Source organism: Natronococcus amylolyticus DSM 10524 (assembly GCF_000337675.1).
Classification (GTDB): domain Archaea; phylum Halobacteriota; class Halobacteria; order Halobacteriales; family Natrialbaceae; genus Natronococcus; species Natronococcus amylolyticus.
Window position 1 is genome coordinate 151,030 of sequence record NZ_AOIB01000014.1, and the last position, 14,317, is coordinate 165,346.

General features: G+C 64.1%; 16 protein-coding genes and 3 tRNA genes. 8 read left to right on the forward strand and 11 right to left on the reverse strand.

Translation table 11 applies throughout. The features are described from left to right. Positions 1-58: 58 nt before the first annotated feature. Positions 59-1,054 carry a VOC family protein gene (locus C491_RS05500; RefSeq protein ID WP_005554397.1) on the reverse strand — a complete coding sequence of 332 codons (996 nt, stop codon included), beginning with the start codon at positions 1,052-1,054 and terminating at the stop codon, positions 59-61. A gap of 134 nt (positions 1,055-1,188) precedes the next feature. Between C491_RS05500 and C491_RS05505 the strand changes: the two genes are divergently transcribed. Continuing rightward, entirely contained in the window at positions 1,189-1,590 is a 402-nt protein-coding gene (locus C491_RS05505) for a ribbon-helix-helix protein, CopG family (protein ID WP_005554399.1), read from the forward strand. Between the two features lie 80 nt (positions 1,591-1,670). Here C491_RS05505 and C491_RS05510 read toward each other — a convergent pair whose 3' ends face one another. After that, positions 1,671-2,126, reverse strand: coding sequence for a DUF5814 domain-containing protein (locus tag C491_RS05510; protein ID WP_005554401.1), 456 nt, complete (start codon positions 2,124-2,126; stop codon positions 1,671-1,673). A gap of 287 nt (positions 2,127-2,413) precedes the next feature. Here C491_RS05510 and C491_RS05515 point away from each other — a divergent pair. Then, positions 2,414-2,485: transfer RNA gene (locus C491_RS05515), tRNA-His, on the forward strand. Between the two features lie 445 nt (positions 2,486-2,930). On the opposite strand, the gene C491_RS05520 is transcribed toward C491_RS05515, so the two are convergent. The 5 genes from C491_RS05520 to C491_RS05540 all read right to left on the reverse strand — a co-directional run bounded on the left by C491_RS05520 (position 2,931) and on the right by C491_RS05540 (position 6,354). Then, a complete protein-coding gene (locus tag C491_RS05520) occupies positions 2,931-3,269 on the reverse strand; it encodes a cupin domain-containing protein (RefSeq protein ID WP_005554402.1) in 339 nt (112 codons plus the stop codon). Between the two features lie 42 nt (positions 3,270-3,311). Then, complete coding sequence (locus C491_RS05525; RefSeq protein ID WP_005554403.1) at positions 3,312-4,160, reverse strand: aldo/keto reductase; 849 nt, start codon at positions 4,158-4,160, stop codon at positions 3,312-3,314. A 71-nt stretch (positions 4,161-4,231) separates the two neighbouring features. Further along, positions 4,232-5,131: a hypothetical protein gene (locus C491_RS05530; protein ID WP_005554404.1), complete on the reverse strand. Its 900-nt coding sequence runs from the start codon at positions 5,129-5,131 to the stop codon at positions 4,232-4,234. A gap of 269 nt (positions 5,132-5,400) precedes the next feature. Further along, positions 5,401-5,793 (reverse strand): cupin domain-containing protein, encoded by a 393-nt coding sequence (locus tag C491_RS05535; protein WP_005554405.1) that lies wholly within the window; start codon positions 5,791-5,793, stop codon positions 5,401-5,403. Between the two features lie 171 nt (positions 5,794-5,964). Further along, entirely contained in the window at positions 5,965-6,354 is a 390-nt protein-coding gene (locus tag C491_RS05540) for a hypothetical protein (RefSeq protein WP_049891517.1), read from the reverse strand. 121 nt (positions 6,355-6,475) lie between these two features. Here C491_RS05540 and C491_RS23145 point away from each other — a divergent pair, with 121 nt between their 5' ends. The 3 genes from C491_RS23145 (at position 6,476) to nthA (ending at position 8,557) form a co-directional block, all read left to right on the forward strand. Beyond that, entirely contained in the window at positions 6,476-6,643 is a 168-nt protein-coding gene (locus C491_RS23145; RefSeq protein WP_005554407.1) for an SIR2 family protein, read from the forward strand. Between the two features lie 209 nt (positions 6,644-6,852). Next, a complete protein-coding gene (nthB, locus tag C491_RS05545; protein ID WP_049891494.1) occupies positions 6,853-7,548 on the forward strand; it encodes a nitrile hydratase subunit beta in 696 nt (231 codons plus the stop codon). Next, positions 7,541-8,557, forward strand: coding sequence for a nitrile hydratase subunit alpha (gene nthA, locus C491_RS23480; RefSeq protein ID WP_005554409.1), 1,017 nt, complete (start codon positions 7,541-7,543; stop codon positions 8,555-8,557). Before nthB ends, nthA begins: the two co-directional genes overlap by 8 nt. A gap of 142 nt (positions 8,558-8,699) precedes the next feature. On the opposite strand, the gene C491_RS05555 is transcribed toward nthA, so the two are convergent. Together C491_RS05555 and C491_RS05560 are read right to left on the reverse strand one after the other, a co-directional pair. Continuing rightward, complete coding sequence (locus tag C491_RS05555) at positions 8,700-9,803, reverse strand: baeRF10 domain-containing protein (protein ID WP_005554410.1); 1,104 nt, start codon at positions 9,801-9,803, stop codon at positions 8,700-8,702. Positions 9,804-10,108: 305 nt separating this feature from the next. Beyond that, a tRNA-Phe gene (locus C491_RS05560) sits at positions 10,109-10,182 on the reverse strand. A 211-nt stretch (positions 10,183-10,393) separates the two neighbouring features. On the opposite strand from C491_RS05560, the gene C491_RS05565 reads away from it, so the two are divergent. Further along, positions 10,394-10,840, forward strand: a complete 447-nt coding sequence (locus C491_RS05565) for a DUF7344 domain-containing protein (protein ID WP_005554411.1) — start codon at positions 10,394-10,396, stop codon at positions 10,838-10,840. A gap of 379 nt (positions 10,841-11,219) precedes the next feature. Here the strand turns inward: C491_RS05565 and C491_RS05570 are convergent. Then, a tRNA-Val gene (locus C491_RS05570) sits at positions 11,220-11,293 on the reverse strand. A gap of 60 nt (positions 11,294-11,353) precedes the next feature. Between C491_RS05570 and C491_RS05575 the strand changes: the two genes are divergently transcribed. Both C491_RS05575 and C491_RS05580 read left to right on the forward strand, forming a co-directional pair. Then, positions 11,354-11,848: a DUF192 domain-containing protein gene (locus tag C491_RS05575; protein WP_005554412.1), complete on the forward strand. Its 495-nt coding sequence runs from the start codon at positions 11,354-11,356 to the stop codon at positions 11,846-11,848. 57 nt (positions 11,849-11,905) lie between these two features. Then, positions 11,906-13,852 (forward strand): ABC transporter ATP-binding protein, encoded by a 1,947-nt coding sequence (locus C491_RS05580; protein WP_005554413.1) that lies wholly within the window; start codon positions 11,906-11,908, stop codon positions 13,850-13,852. On the opposite strand, the gene C491_RS05585 is transcribed toward C491_RS05580, so the two are convergent. After that, the gene (locus tag C491_RS05585) at positions 13,849-14,193 is read right to left on the reverse strand and encodes a DUF5789 family protein (RefSeq protein WP_005554414.1); all 345 of its coding nucleotides are present in this window, start codon (positions 14,191-14,193) and stop codon (positions 13,849-13,851) included. The two genes, C491_RS05580 and C491_RS05585, sit on opposite strands and share 4 nt — an antisense overlap. Positions 14,194-14,317 lie beyond the last annotated feature (124 nt).

Sequence of the window (14,317 nt, forward strand, 5' to 3'; positions counted from 1 at the left end):
CAGCCCGCTCAGAGATGTGTATAAGAGACAGGATCTGATCCGGCGGAGTTCGGGTCCGTCATCGCTCGCTCGAGTCGCGCACGGTCGGTTCCGGTTGGGGCCCTGTCAGCGCCGGCAGCTGGCTCTCGATCAGCTCACGGTCCGGCTCGAACCAGTCGGGCAGGTACAGCGACGGCTCCGGGAGGGAGTCCTCGACGGCGACGCCGTCGGTCTCCGTCGCCAGCTCGAACAGGATCCCGCCCGGCTCGCGGACGTACAGCGAGTGAAAGAGGTGTCTGTCCTTCACCCGGGAGACGTCGTGGTTCCGGTCGGCGAAGAGCTNGAAGAGCTCGCGCCACTCGTGGAGCTGTTCCTCGTCGGGAACTCGAACCGCGACGTGGTGGATCGTTCCCGGTCCCTCGCGGCCGAACGGAGCGTCTCGAGCGAGCACGTCGACGACGGTCGCCCGCGACCCCGACGCGCGATAGCGCACGCGGTCGCCCTCCTCGCCGACGGCGTCGAAGCCGAGCGTCTCGAGCGTGCCCGCCGTCGCGTACGGGTTGACCGACAGGAGCGAGACGCCGTGGAGTTCCCGGATCGAGGCAGCGCGAGGAATCGTCGCCTCGGGTCGCGAGCGCTCGTCGGTCAACGCTATCGCTTCCCGACCGTCGCCGTCGGAGGTGACGGCCAGCTCGAGGCGCGTTCCCGACGGATCCCGAAACTCGAGCGCCCGCTCGCCGAATCGTTCGGACGGCCCCTCGACCGCGACGTCGTAGCTCTCGAGTCGCGCTCGCCAGTACTCGAGGCTACCCTCGGGAACGGCGAACGCGACCGAGGCGACCTGGGGCGTCCCGATCCGTCCCGGGTCGGCGTGGGGGTCGGGGAAGCAGGTGAACACCGTCCCCGGGGAGCCCCGCTCGTCGCCGAAGTAGAGGTGGTGCTGGAGGATATCCTCGAAGTTCACCGTCAGTGCGGAAAGGTCGAGTCCGAGTACCCCGGCGTAGAAGTCGATCGCCGCCTGTCCGTCGCCGACGATTCCGGTCACGTGGTGGAGCCCGGGCGTGTCGGTGAGCATCGCTCGAGGGTTCGGGGGCGGCGCTGATAGCCCTCCCGGTCGTTCGCCCCTGCGTGGCGGTGCGTCGGCAGCACCGGCGAACCGATCGCTCGTCTGACGAATCGTTAAGTATCGCGGCCGACGAGTATGGAGCGATGGGCAACAAGAACAAAACGATCTCGTTTCGCGTGAGCGAGGACGCCTTCGAGTCGCTCCAGGAGATCGCCGAAGAGCGCGACATCTCGTTGTCCGCCGTCTTCCGGGACTACGTCGACCAGCTCGTCGACCACGACGGCCAGGTCGCGGTCGTCCCCGAGGCCGACCTCGAGGCCCGCGCCGAGGGAGACGAGGACCTCGCCTTTCCCCCGACCGTCGAGGTGCCCAAGAGTTTCATCCGCGAACACGAACGCCTCGAGCTCGAGGCCGACCACCTCCGCGAACAGCTAGACGAGTACAAATCCTACGTCACCGAGCTCCAGGACCGCCTCGAAGGCGAGGATGAGGTGCTCCTGCTAGACGATCTGGACGACACCGACGAACCCTCGCAGCTGCGCTAGTACGGCCTACTGTAACTCATGCCGTGCAACCGCGACCGCCCTGCGGTTACATCGGTACAGTGGTACAGCAGACCGTCTGACTACCTCGCGAGATCCCGCTTCGATCGCCGGATCTTCTCCTGGGTTTCCTGCGTTCCCTCGACCTCAGCGAGCCCTTCCGCGGCCTCGAGGGTACGGATACCGCTGTCCAGAAATGAGAGGACGTCGCCGGAGTACGCATAGACCATGTAGTCGTCGGTCATCACGTCGACGATGGCGTCGGGGCCCAGCCCCTGGGCGCGAAGCTCGAGTAGGTAACGGACGAACTTCCGCTCGGGACAGCCACAGTAGGGGTTGTTGTCGCAGCCGCAGTCGAGGAAATCACTCGAGAAGTCGAGCACCCGCTCCTGGGTGGCCTCGTCGAGTTTCTCGAGACCCTCACCCTGAAAGAGGATGTCCAGCGTCGCGCCCTTGAACGCCCCCTTCGGGATGTTCGTCTCGAGCTGGGAGGCGAGCTGGCGGTGGTTCTTGACGTAGATCTTGTCGGTGATAGCCACGGCGTTGCTCGGGGTAGGGGCGGTCGGCCAAAAAGCGTCTCGGTTGCGCAGTTTGAAGCGAGCGTAGCGAGCGAGAACTGCGTACGGCGAGCGGGGAACGAAGTGACCCGCGAGCGTGCGCGGAGAACTGAGAAGACGAAGCCGAACAGGACGAAACCGAACAGGGCGAAGCCGAACCGCAATCGGAGACGTGGCGGTCGAAAACGCACGACATGGAGTCGCACGCTCCCGTCCTCGAGTCGTAACGTATTTCAGGCCAACCGCGTGTAGGAATAGGTGTAAGCGTGTCCGGGTTGGGGTAGTGGTTATCCTTCAGCCTTGTGGAGGCTGAGACGCGGGTTCGATTCTCGCACCCGGACTTTTTTACGACGACCGAAGGGAGGAGTGGAAAAGCCGGAAGGCGAGATCGAACTAGACGAGTCGCGCGCAGCGTAGCGAGCACGTCTCGGCGGAGTTCGATTCTCGCACCCAAATCTTCTGGCAACGAACCGAGCGAGAATCAGACAGGTCCTTGGAGAATCGATCGAAGCTGGTGTCCTCCGTCGAGAGCAGCGGAAAACCACTACAGGCCTCGTGCTTCCGGAAGAATATCGTTCGCTCTCTCCCTCGAGCCGAACACACGGGATCGCCACCCCCTCCCCAGCCGACTCGTTCGTTCGCGGTCTTCAACCGCTCGCTCACTCGCCCCTCACGTGGTTTCGAACCGCAGTTCGCCGTCGGCTCACTGCAGTTCAGCACGCGCCACCGCAATCACCAGCAAAACGGAACTCGTTCAGGGATCGGCCAGGCGGCCGTCTCACGACGTTACAGCGGTGCGCCGGCCAGCACAAGCGTCGCTCGCTTGTCCCCAGCATTGCGGATCTGGCGCGACTCCTCGGGGTCGAGTCGGATCGCGTCCCCGCCCTCGAGCGGGACCGACTCCTCGCCGACGCTCACCTCGACGCTGCCCTCGACGACGTAGTACACTTCCTCCTGGCCAGTCTCGGTCTCGTCGTGTTCCTTGCCCTCGACGCCGGACTCGAGCTCGAGCACCGAGAGGCCGAGTTCCTCGGTTTCGAGCCCCTCTTTCAGAAACCACATTCCGCCGGCGTCCTCGGGGATAATCGACTCGACGTCACTTCGCGAGGCAGTGTCGTAGCCCATAGCTGAACCGTCTCGAGAAGCGACCAAAAGGGTGCCGACGACTCAGTTCTCGAGGTCCGTAATCCGAGCGACCTCGTCGTCGGACAACGAGAGCTGCGACGCCGCGAGGTTCGACTCGAGGTGGTCGGGATCGGAGGTCCCTGGAATCGGGAGGATCACGTCGGATCGCTCGAGCAGCCACGCCAGCGCGACCTGGCGCCGGGTCGCGTCGTGGTCCTCGGCGATCCCGTCGAGGGCCTCGCCGTGACTCCCGAGGTCGTCGCCGTTGATCGGCGCCCACGGAATGAAGCCGATGCCGTACTCCTCGCAGGCCTCGAGGACGTCGACTTCTTCGCGGTCGCCGACGTTGAATCGGTTCTGGACCGTCGCGACGTCGACGTGCTCGCGGGCCGTCTCGAGCTGGTCGACGGAGACGTTGCTCAGTCCGACCTGCTCGACGAGTCCCTCGTCTTTCAGCTCGGCGAACGCCCGTACCGAGTCCTCGAAGGGCGTGTCGGGGTCGGGGCTGTGGAACTGGTAGAGATCGATCGTGTCGGCCCGGAGCCGATCGAGCGAACAGAGGACCTGGTTGCGGATGTAATCGGGGTTGCCGTGGCTGAGCCACTCACCCTCGCGGTTGCGCAGCAGTCCTGCCTTCGAGGCCACGAGGACGTCGTCGGGATCGTCGAGCGCTTCACCGATGAGCCGTTCGCTGACGCCCGGGCCGTAGGAGTCTGCGGTGTCGATGAAGTCGACCCCTTGCTCGACGGCGGTCCGAACCAGCTCGCGGGCGGCATCCTCGTCGTCGGGCGGGCCGATGATCTCCTCGCCGCAGAGGCGCATCGCGCCGAATCCGAGTCGGTGGACGGTTTTCGAGCCGATCTCGAAGGTGTCGCTTTCATTCCGGGTCACGGTAGCAGTACCGGAACGAGGGGGGTTAACAGTTGACCGCTCGCTTGCCGGCTGCGGCCGCACGGGGGTCGTTATCCAGTTTCTTCGACGTCCCCGTCGACCTCGGTTCGAGGACCGAGGGTTACCGTTCGGCCGACGACATCGTCGTCGACGTAGCTTCGGGTGCCGATCTCGACGCTGTCGGTAGCCTCGACGCTGTCGTCGACGTACCCGTCGGCGCCGATCGAGACGTCGCCGCTACCCTCCACGTCGTCGTCGAAGTACGCGTTGTCGCCGACCTCGACGTTTCCGATAACGTCGACGCTGTCCTCGAACGAGACGTCGTCGTCGGCCAGCAACCCCCCAGTCGCTTCGACGCCGCCGACCGTCGATCCCGACCCGATCGAAACGGTCTCGACGGCGTCGACCTCGCCGCCGACCTCGACGACGTCGGCGAGGTCGATGCCGCGGGTCGTCTCCAGGTCACCGTCGACGGCGGTCCCGCGCTCGAGTCGTATCTCGCCGTCGCTCTCGAGGCTATCGTCGACGTATCCGTTGGTTCCGATCTCGAGATCGCCGCCAGCAGCGGCGGAGTCGTCGAAGTAGACGCCGTCGCCGACGGATAGCGCTCCGCCCGCGGAGACATCGTCGTCGAAGGATGCCTCGTCGCCAACGGTCAGATCGCCGTCGACGGAGACGCTGTCGTCGAACGTGACGCTCGAACCGGCGGTTACCGAGTCGGCGGTCAGTTCGCCGTCGATCACGACCGCGGACTCGAGCTCGACCGCACCGGTCGCCTCGAGGTCGCCGTCGACCTCGACACCCCCGCGAACGACGACGTCACCGACGTGGTCGACGTCGTCGTCGGTATCGGTAGCGATCTCGAGCGCGCTCGGATCGTCCGCTGCGACGGAACCAGCGGCAGTTCCGATTCCGACGATGCTCGCTCCGAGTGCCGCCAGCGACTGTCGGCGGGACAGGTCTTGTTCCATAGGATACAACCATTTCTATACATAATCAAAATAGATCGTCCGGAGAGTGCAAGTCGGCCATACGTTGCAATTCGTACGGGTCGAGGGGCCCGGCCGGGGACACTGTTCGGCAGCTGCTCGCCGCGAGAAACGCGTCGAAAAAGCAACGACGTTGTACGAAAGTCGTGCCGAATGTCCGACCCGATTCTGCGCGCTCCGATCACTTCGACTCGTTGCAAAACTGGAGGCCGTTCGATTGCGCGATTGCGCGGATCCGCCGAGGCTCTACGTCACAGTTCGGGAAACTCCCGCTGATACTCCGTACCGTCGAGTCGGTCCTCCCGCAGCGGCCAGAAGGCGAGCAGCGTCGCCGTCTCTCCCTCGAGCGCCCGCGAGGTGTGGGGAATCTCGGGCGGGATCGCCAGCGTGTCGTAGGGCTCGAGTTCGACCCGTTCGCCGTCGACGAGGAAGTCGAGCCGGCCCTCGACGAGCATGTTCATCTGCTCGTAGGGATGGGTGTGTGGCTCGCCGTCGGGCTTCTCGGGGCCGATCTGCGAGAAGCCGATCAGCTGGTCGATGCCGCGAAAGACCACCTGCTGGAAGCCGGGCTCGTCGCGGTAGGGTTCGACGCTCTCGAGGTTGTACACCGACGGAATCTCCGATCGGTCGTAGTCGCGTGGCATGCGAAGGAATCTCGTTCATCCGGAGATAAGCGTATATGTTTCCGATCGAGACGGGCGGTGTCAGATCCCCGAGAAGCTCCGAATACCGTCGCGGTCCGGAGCCCGGAAGTGGCGAGCGCAGACGAAGTCAGATTCCACCGAATCGCGGCGGGCTCGGATCGACGTTTCGGGTCAGAACTCCTCGGCGGTGTCGATACCGACGACGACGCCGCGGTCGTCGTCCGCGAAGCGCTCGTCGACGTCGACGGCGTCGGCGAAGACGAGCTGGGCCTGTTCGGTGTGAGCGGATTCGAGCGCCGTCGCGACCTCGTCGGCGAACTCGAACTCCGCGAGTAGTTCGTCCCAGACGGCCGCCGGAACGCGGTACGCTCGCGTTCCGTCGACGGTAGCATAGTCGTGTTCTCGCTCGAGTTCGGCGTGGCGGCCGATCAGCGTCGAGTGGAGAACGACGAGTCCGTCGGCGATCGCGGTCTCGTCGGCGTCCGAACGGTCCGCGACCCGCTCGAGTACGTCGTCGTCGATGGCCGATTCGCCGGCTTCGGGCGACTGATCGTTGGACACGGGTGCGTCGACGTCCGCAGCGGCCACCAGTGTTGGGCTTGCAACCGTGTCGGTGCTCGGGCACGAACGAGTTAGTCAACGGAAGCAACACCTACCTGAGAGTGGCGCATAGTCGATGTCGATGCCCGGTTCCGACGACAGCCTCGAGTGTTCGAGCTGTACCACCGCGATCGACCGCGAGGACGCGATCCGAACGGAGACGATGGGCGGTCTCGATCCGATGCGGTGGCAGACGCTCTGCTGTCCGAACTGCGGGACTCGTCTGAAGACGGTGTTCGTCGGGGAGTAGCCAGCTACGCCACGGTCGGAGCTCGAACCAGAGTCTACGCGGGACGGTTCTCGAATCGCCGACGTGGGCGATTCATGCGCGTTGCACGTCGATCGCGCAGGCACGGGAACCGCCGGTGGATATGAACCCACTCGTTTGCGTCGAACGATCCTCGAACGGAGAGTCAGCGGGGCAAAGCTACTTGCACGAGTGTTGCTAACACGACTGTCGTGAACGGTATCCACGACATGGGTGGGATGCACGGCTTCGGCCGCGTCCCCGTCGAGGACGACGCCCGGTTTCATGCGGAGTGGGAACGGATCGTCTTCGGGCTGGTTCGGACGGTACGCCCACAAGGTGTGTATAACATCGACGAGAGTCGATACGGGATCGAACGAATGCCTCCGGCGGAGTATCTATCGGCCTCGTACTTCGAGCGGTGGCTGGCCAGTCTCGAGCGCAATCTCGTCGAAGCGGAGGTCCTCACCGAGGCGGAGATCGAAGCTGCTTACGAGCGTGCCCGTGACCTCGAGAAGCCGGGCGACCTCGTCCCCGAGCGCGAGGACCCCAAACTCGCCGCCCGCATCCGCGACGCGTTCGCGCAGCCGGCGTCGTTCGACCGGTCGGGAGGGGAGCCATCGTTTGCCGCGGGAGACCGCGTCCGGGTCCGGAACGCTCACCCGGAGGGGCACACGCGCTGTCCGCGGTACGTTCGGCGTACGTCCGGCGTGGTGCGGGAGGTCCACGGTCGACACGTCTTCCCCGATGCGAGGGTCGAAGGAGAGGACCGCGCCGAACCGCTGTACACCGTCGCGTTCGAGGCGACCGAGCTGTGGGGCCCCGACGCCGAGAACCCCGATGACACGGTCCACGTCGACCTCTGGGAACCGTACCTGCGACCCGTCGGGGGTGGCGTCGATGAGTGACGGTCACGATCACGGCCACGACGACGAAACGGCCACGGACCCGCGTCCTCGTGTCCGGGCCATCCAGTCACTGCTCGTCGAGAAGGGGATCGTCTCGACGGACGCGGTCGACGAAGCCATCTCCGCGTACGAGCGTGATATCGGCCCGCAAAACGGTGCACGCGTCGTCGCCCGGGCCTGGACCGATCCCGAGTTCAAGCGTCGCTTGCTCGCCGATGCGGAGGCCGCACTCGACTCGTTCGACTTCGACGTCGGCATGCAACACATCCAGGTGAAGGAAAACACCGACGACGTACACAATGCGGTCGTCTGTACGCTCTGTTCCTGTTATCCGTGGTCGCTGCTCGGCCTGCCGCCGACGTGGTACAAGACGCCGTCGTACCGATCGCGGATGGTCCGGGAGCCGCGGTCCGTCCTTGACGAGTTCGGGCTCGAGCTCGAGGAGGACGTCACCGTCGACGTCTGGGACTCGAGTTCGGAGATCCGGTACATGGTGCTCCCGCAACGTCCCGACGGGACGGCAGGGTACGACGAGGACGAGCTCACGGACCTCGTCACTCGCGACGCGATGATCGGCGTCGAGCGACTCGACGCGTCCTCGTCGGCGTCCACGGAGCGGGTGACCGACGGCGGCAGCGACGAGAGCGAGGAGCCGTTCGCGGAGCTGCTCGGCCTCGAGACGGAGCCGACGTTCGCCGCTCCGTGGCAGGCACGCGCGTTCGGGGTGACGGTCGCACTGTACGAGAACGGCTCGGGGTTCGACTGGTCGGCGTTCCAGGAGCGATTGATCGACGAGGTCGAGGCGACGCCCGCCGATGCCGACGGCGTCGACTACGGGGACGCCGACGCGACCGAACGGACGTACTACGAGCAGTGGCAGGCAGCACTGGAGCGGCTACTCGTCACCCAGACCGACCTCGACACGGAAACGGTCGACGCGCGAGCGACCGAGTTCGCGTCCGGCGAGCGCACCGCCGAGGAGTTCGTCGGCGGTAGCCGCGTGCACTGAGCGGAAATGAACCGATCGGCCCTTGCTCGCGGCAAAGAGTCTCTCTGGTCTGTGAAACGAAGAAAGCGGTCGTCTCGCTCCGGTTACGGATCGGGGATCGCTCGGTCGTCAGTCGAGGGCACTCGAGCCAGCCGATGGGACGTCACTCGACCGGGAATCGAAGGAGTGCACCGACGCCATCGAAGGCCTCCTGAAGCTGCTCGGCGCGATCGAGTCCCGTCGGGACGATGATCGTACTTGCTCCCTCTTCTTCGGCCCGAGCCTCGAGGGTCTGGGCTTCCTCCGCGGAGAGTGACTCCGCGAGCAACAGCGTTTCGACGGCGCCGTACTCGAGCGCTTCCTCGACGTCTTCGACCCCGCCCGCCGCGGGCTCGTCCTCCTCGTCGAGCGCGTCGAAGAATCGGTCGAGCGCCTCGCGTGCGTCGGTGGCCTCGAGCGCACCCGCCGCCTCGGCCGCGTCCACGAGCTGACGAAGTCCCGTCTCGGCGGCGTACTCTACGTTGAACGGACCGAGAACCTCGTCAGCGAGGGTCTCAGGCAGGTGATCGCCGTCGTGGAACCGTTCGGCGGTGACCTCGCTCCCGCCGAGCAACAGCCCTTCGAGGTCGTGACTGGCAGGCTCTTCCCCTTCGGGAGGGGAGTCGAGGAACACCCGTTCGACCGCGTCGCCGACCGAGTCGAAGAACTCCGTTCGGCGCTCTTCGCTCCGGCCCTGGAACCGATCCTCGTCGCGGCCCGTGGCGTCCTGTTTGCTCGGAACGTCGCTTTCGACCGACTCGACCTGTTCGATCGTCTCCCCGTCGTAGCGACCGAGCGTCGCGCTCTCGCGTGCGACGATCAACAGCCCGTGAGTCGCCGTGCCGCTCGCACTGGGCTCGAGCGGCGTCGTATCGAACTCGTTAGCGTAGCCGTAGGTTCGATCACCGATCGGAGCCGGCGGGTCGTCGAAGACGACCTCGACGAGGTCGTCGCCGACAGTACCGACGTAGACTGCGAGGCCGTTCTCGGGCGTCTCGTCGTACTCGTGGAGAATTCGCCGTGTCTCTTCGAGTGCCTGTTTGAGGGGCTTTCGGACCTCTTCGCGGTCGTTCAGGTACTCCGCCTCGGCGTGGTCCTCCTCGACTCGCTGGCGCATTTCGTCGACCGGTTCCGTCGGCGGAACCGAAACCGAAACGAGCTGTTCGCCATCGGCATCCGCATTGGATATCGTTTCGAACCGCTCAGAAAACGTGGTATCGTCGGACATCAAGGGACCCGATCCTATCCGTGGCCGGAGTAAGTATCTTGGCCATGAACGGACTCACGAGGCCACAGCCCTACGGTTTGGTAGCAACGGACAGTCTCGATCGGATCGGTGGTTGGATGGCTCAGTTGTTGTTGGAGTCGCGGCTGTAGTAACGGTTGCTCGAGCAAGAAGCACGTAAAATCGGGATACCGCCTCCCGGATTTGAACTACGCCTGAGAACCTGCTCGCGTTGCTCGCAGAACCTCAGTCTAGTTCAAATCCGTTCGGATAGATTTCTCTCGCTCACGAGTTGTTCGCGAGAGAAATGCCGCCTCCCGGATTTGAACCGGGGACAGCTCGATCTTCAGTCGAGTGCTCTCCCAGTCTGAGCTAAGGCGGCTTACCCCTATCTCCGCCCATGATATAAAAAAGGATTTCGAATCGACTCGAGCGAGTTCGATCGTCGATCTCGTCTACCCGATTCCATCCGAGAGAAAAGAACAAGCAATAATGGAGAGAATAATACCGAGTATACCATCCGTTTACCACTGTGTATTGGTTTTTCAGATATTCAAGACACCCTTTTCCGCTCGGGCGGGTAACAGTGTGTTATGGAAGCGCTTGGCTCGGATCGGGACGCTCAAGAACTGTCAGCAGACACGATTCTCGAGTTGCTGGCAAACCGTCGGCGACGGTACCTCCTGTACGCGCTCCGCGGTCGGGAGGGACCGATCGAGCTCTCGAGGGTCGCCGAGCAGGTCGCCGGCTGGGAGCACGACGTTCCCCCGGATGAGGTCGCCAAAAACGAGTACAAGAGCGTGTACGTCTCCTCGGTACAGTGTCACGTGCCGAAGCTGGCCGACTCGGGTGTCGTCGATCACGACGAGGATAACCACACCGTCGTCCTCTCGGATAACTTCGAACAGCTCGAGCCGTACCTCCGGGTCGTTGTCAAGGACGAACCGGAGGATTCGACGCTCTACGCGGCCCTCGATGCCGACTCCGGAGAGGGAATCCTGAATCAGATCCGGGAGAACGTCGCCCGGCTCAAGCACTGACTTCTCGATCCTATGCTCGCGCTACTCCGGCCAACCCTCGGCTACGGGCACCGGAGATCCAGTTCCGATCCCGCAGTCTGACTGATTTCCCCGTTTCGGATCCGGCGTTCCCGCTCGAGTTTCGAGGATGGGAGAGTCGGTTTCGACGCTCTCTCGACAGCCGACAGTCGTTCGAGACGCTGGCTCGGGACGAGCAAATCCAGTGTGTGCGACAACCCATTGCGGAAACGGCACATCGAAAACGGTCCTCGAGCAACAGGCGTGGGCTCGAGCGGGTTCGAACTACGCCAAGACGTGCTCGCTTCGCTGCGCGCGTCTTGTCTCATTCGAACCGCCCTCGTATACATTTCTCTGGCTCACCGATTGTTCGCCAGAGAAATGGGCTCGGGCGGGTTCGAACCACCGACCTCGGCCTTGTAAAGGCCGCGTCATAACCAGCTAGACCACGAGCCCGTATCCGAAATCAGTGGCCCTGTCCGAATAACCTTTACTTTCTCGAGTCGGATCCCCAGTATGGCTCTCGAGCGAGTCTGGAAGGGGCTGCTCGTCGTTGCAGCAGTGGGCGTCGTCGCGCTGTTGCTCGTCCAGCTCGGCGTAGTCGGGGCGCCCTGGAGCGACGACCGGACCGAAGTCCGGGTGCTCGACGACGACGGGGAGCCGAAGGCAACGATCGACGCCGAGATCGCGGATACGCCGGGCGAGCGCTACACCGGCCTGAGCGATCACGACTCGCTCGAGCCAGACGAGGGGATGCTGTTCGTCCACGACAGCGAGGGCGAGCGCACGTACGTGATGCGGGACATGGACTTCGGCATCGACATCGTCTTCATCGGCGCCGATCGCGAGATCACGACGATCCACAGCGCCCCCGAGCCCGGTCCCGACGAGGACGGCGAGGATCAGGAGTACACCGGCGATGCACAGTGGGTCCTCGAGGTCCCGATCGGGTACGCCGACGAGAACGGGATCGAACCCGGCGACGAGGTCGAGATCGGGTCCGAAGACTGAGCGATGTATTTCGATTCGTAGGGAACGCTTATTGGCGACGGTCCCGGAGACGAAGCAATGAGTAGCGTCGACTGGGAGAAAGACGACCCCTTCGAGGAACAACGGGAGCAAGTCGAGAGCCCGATGCGCCGGTTGATCTTCGATTTCGGTCGTCCCTACTGGTTCTCCGTGACGATCGGTCTCATCTCGAGCGTCTTCGCCCGGGCGCTGGATCTGCTGCCCGCCCTAATGCTGGCGGTCGCGATCGACGCGATCTTCAACGACGCCGTCTTCTCCGAGCAGGTTCCGCTGTCGGTGCTCCCGGACGCGTGGCTCCCCACGTCGCCCGAGGAGCAGTTCTGGTTCGTCGTCGCCGTCATCGCGGGCTCGTTCGCGCTGGGGGCGCTGTTTCACTGGCTGCGAAACTGGGGGTTCAACGCCTTCTCCCAGCACGTCCAACACGACGTCCGGACCGCGACCTACGACAAGATGCAGCGCCTGGACATGGAGTTCTTCGCGAACAAGCAGACCGGCGAGATGATGTCGGTGCTGAGCAACGACGTCAACCAGCTCGAGCGGTTTCTCAACGAAGGGATGAACTCGGCGACCCGGCTGATCGTGATGGTCGTTGGAATCACGTTCCTGCTGTTCTGGCTCAACCCGCAGCTGGCGCTGGTCTCGCTGACCCCAGTTCCGCTAATCGCGATCTTCACCTACGTGTTCGTCAAGAAGATCCAGCCGAAGTACGCCGCGGTGCGATCGTCGGTCGGCAAGGTCAACTCCCGCCTGGAGAACAACCTCGGCGGAATCGGGGTCATCAAGTCCTCGAACACCGAGGAGTTCGAGTCCGACCGCGTCGAGGACGTCTCCGAAAAGTACTACGACACGAACTGGGAGGCGATCGATCTGCGGATCAAGTTCTTCCCCAGCCTGCAGCTGATCTCGGGGATCGGCTTCGTCCTTACCTTCCTCATCGGCGGCTACTGGGTCTTTACCGGAACTGGGCCCGGGCCGCTTACGGGGACGCTCCAGACTGGAACCTTCGTCGCCTTCATCCTCTACACCCAGCAGCTGGTCTGGCCGATGGCGCAGTTCGGCCAGGTGATCAACATGTACCAGCGCGCCGAGGCCTCGAGCGAGCGCATCTTCGGGCTGATGGACGAGGAGGGACGCATCGAGCGCGACGAGGACGCCGACGAGCTCGAGGTACGGGAGGGCAGCGTCGAGTACGACGACGTCGTCTTTGGGTACGACGACAGCGAGCGCATCATCGACGAGATCAGCATCGATGTCGAGGGTGGCGAGACCGTCGCGCTGGTCGGACCGACGGGGGCCGGAAAGTCGACCGTCCTCAAACTGCTGCTCCGGCTGTACGACGTCGACGAGGGCTCGATCCGGATCGACGATCAGGATGTCAAGGACGTCTCCCTGGCGAGTCTGCGCCGATCGATGGGGTACGTCGGCCAGGACTCGTTCCTGTTCTACGGGAGCGTCGAGGAGAACATCACCTACGGCACGTTCGAGGCCGACCGCGAGGAGATCGTCGCAGCCGCGAAGGCCGCCGAGGCACACGAGTTCATTCAGAACCTCCCGGACGGCTACGACACGATGGTCGGCGAACGGGGCGTCAAGCTCTCGGGGGGCCAGCGCCAGCGGGTCGCCATCGCTCGATCGATCCTGAAGGATCCGGAGATCCTGATCCTCGACGAAGCGACCAGCGACGTCGACACGGAGACCGAGATGCTCATCCAGCGCTCGCTCGACGAGTTAACGAAAGAACGGACCACGTTCGCCATCGCCCACCGCCTGTCGACGATCAAGGACGCCGACCAGATCGTCGTCCTGGAGGACGGCCAGATCGTCGAGCGCGGCACGCACGAGGAGCTGCTGGCGAGCGACGGTCTGTACGCACACCTCTGGGGCGTACAGGCCGGCGAGATAGACGAACTACCGCAAGAATTTATCGAACGGGCCCAGCGTCGGCAGGCCCGTACCGAGGTCGACGTTGACGCGGACGACGACTAGAACGACTCCTGTTCGCTCTGCCCGTCCTGATCGGGGCCACCTTCCTCCTGGCGCTGCTCGCCCGCCGCCGGAGGCGTTCGGTCGCTGTAGTTCTTCCGGCCGATCGCGTCGTCGCCGACCATGTTCATGATCGCCTGCTCAACCTCGTCGTAGGAGCCGTACTCGTCCTCGTTGAGCGGCTCGAGCAACTCCTCGAGCGTCGCGGATTCCTCGCCCATGTCGACCTCCTCCTCGCCGTACTCCTCGAGGAGCTCGTCCTGTTCGATCGGGTAGTCGAGGTTCTCGAGATCCTCTTCGACGTCGCTCAGGTCGACTCCGAGTTCGCGGCTTTCATCGGTCATACTCGAACAGTACGCCACGCGCTGCAAACAAGTTGACCCTGCGTACGCCACGGCAGTTTGCCGGGCGTCACTGCGCTTGAGACCGATTCTGCGCTTCCGTCACCGGGAGTTTCATGGCCGCACG

What these genes read in the sequence shown, in the direction of transcription:
- C491_RS05505 (WP_005554399.1), top strand. Translation starts at nt 1,189, where the DNA reads ATGGGCAACAAGAACAAAACGATCTCGTTTCGCGTGAGCGAGGACGCC.
- C491_RS05520 (WP_005554402.1), bottom strand. Translation starts at nt 3,269, where the DNA reads ATGGGCTACGACACTGCCTCGCGAAGTGACGTCGAGTCGATTATCCCC.
- C491_RS05530 (WP_005554404.1), bottom strand. Translation starts at nt 5,131, where the DNA reads ATGGAACAAGACCTGTCCCGCCGACAGTCGCTGGCGGCACTCGGAGCG.
- C491_RS05535 (WP_005554405.1), bottom strand. Translation starts at nt 5,793, where the DNA reads ATGCCACGCGACTACGACCGATCGGAGATTCCGTCGGTGTACAACCTC.
- C491_RS23145 (WP_005554407.1), top strand. Translation starts at nt 6,476, where the DNA reads ATGCCCGGTTCCGACGACAGCCTCGAGTGTTCGAGCTGTACCACCGCG.
- nthA (WP_005554409.1), top strand. Translation starts at nt 7,541, where the DNA reads ATGAGTGACGGTCACGATCACGGCCACGACGACGAAACGGCCACGGAC.
- C491_RS05555 (WP_005554410.1), bottom strand. Translation starts at nt 9,803, where the DNA reads ATGTCCGACGATACCACGTTTTCTGAGCGGTTCGAAACGATATCCAAT.
- C491_RS05565 (WP_005554411.1), top strand. Translation starts at nt 10,394, where the DNA reads ATGGAAGCGCTTGGCTCGGATCGGGACGCTCAAGAACTGTCAGCAGAC.
- C491_RS05575 (WP_005554412.1), top strand. Translation starts at nt 11,354, where the DNA reads ATGGCTCTCGAGCGAGTCTGGAAGGGGCTGCTCGTCGTTGCAGCAGTG.
- C491_RS05580 (WP_005554413.1), top strand. Translation starts at nt 11,906, where the DNA reads ATGAGTAGCGTCGACTGGGAGAAAGACGACCCCTTCGAGGAACAACGG.
- C491_RS05585 (WP_005554414.1), bottom strand. Translation starts at nt 14,193, where the DNA reads ATGACCGATGAAAGCCGCGAACTCGGAGTCGACCTGAGCGACGTCGAA.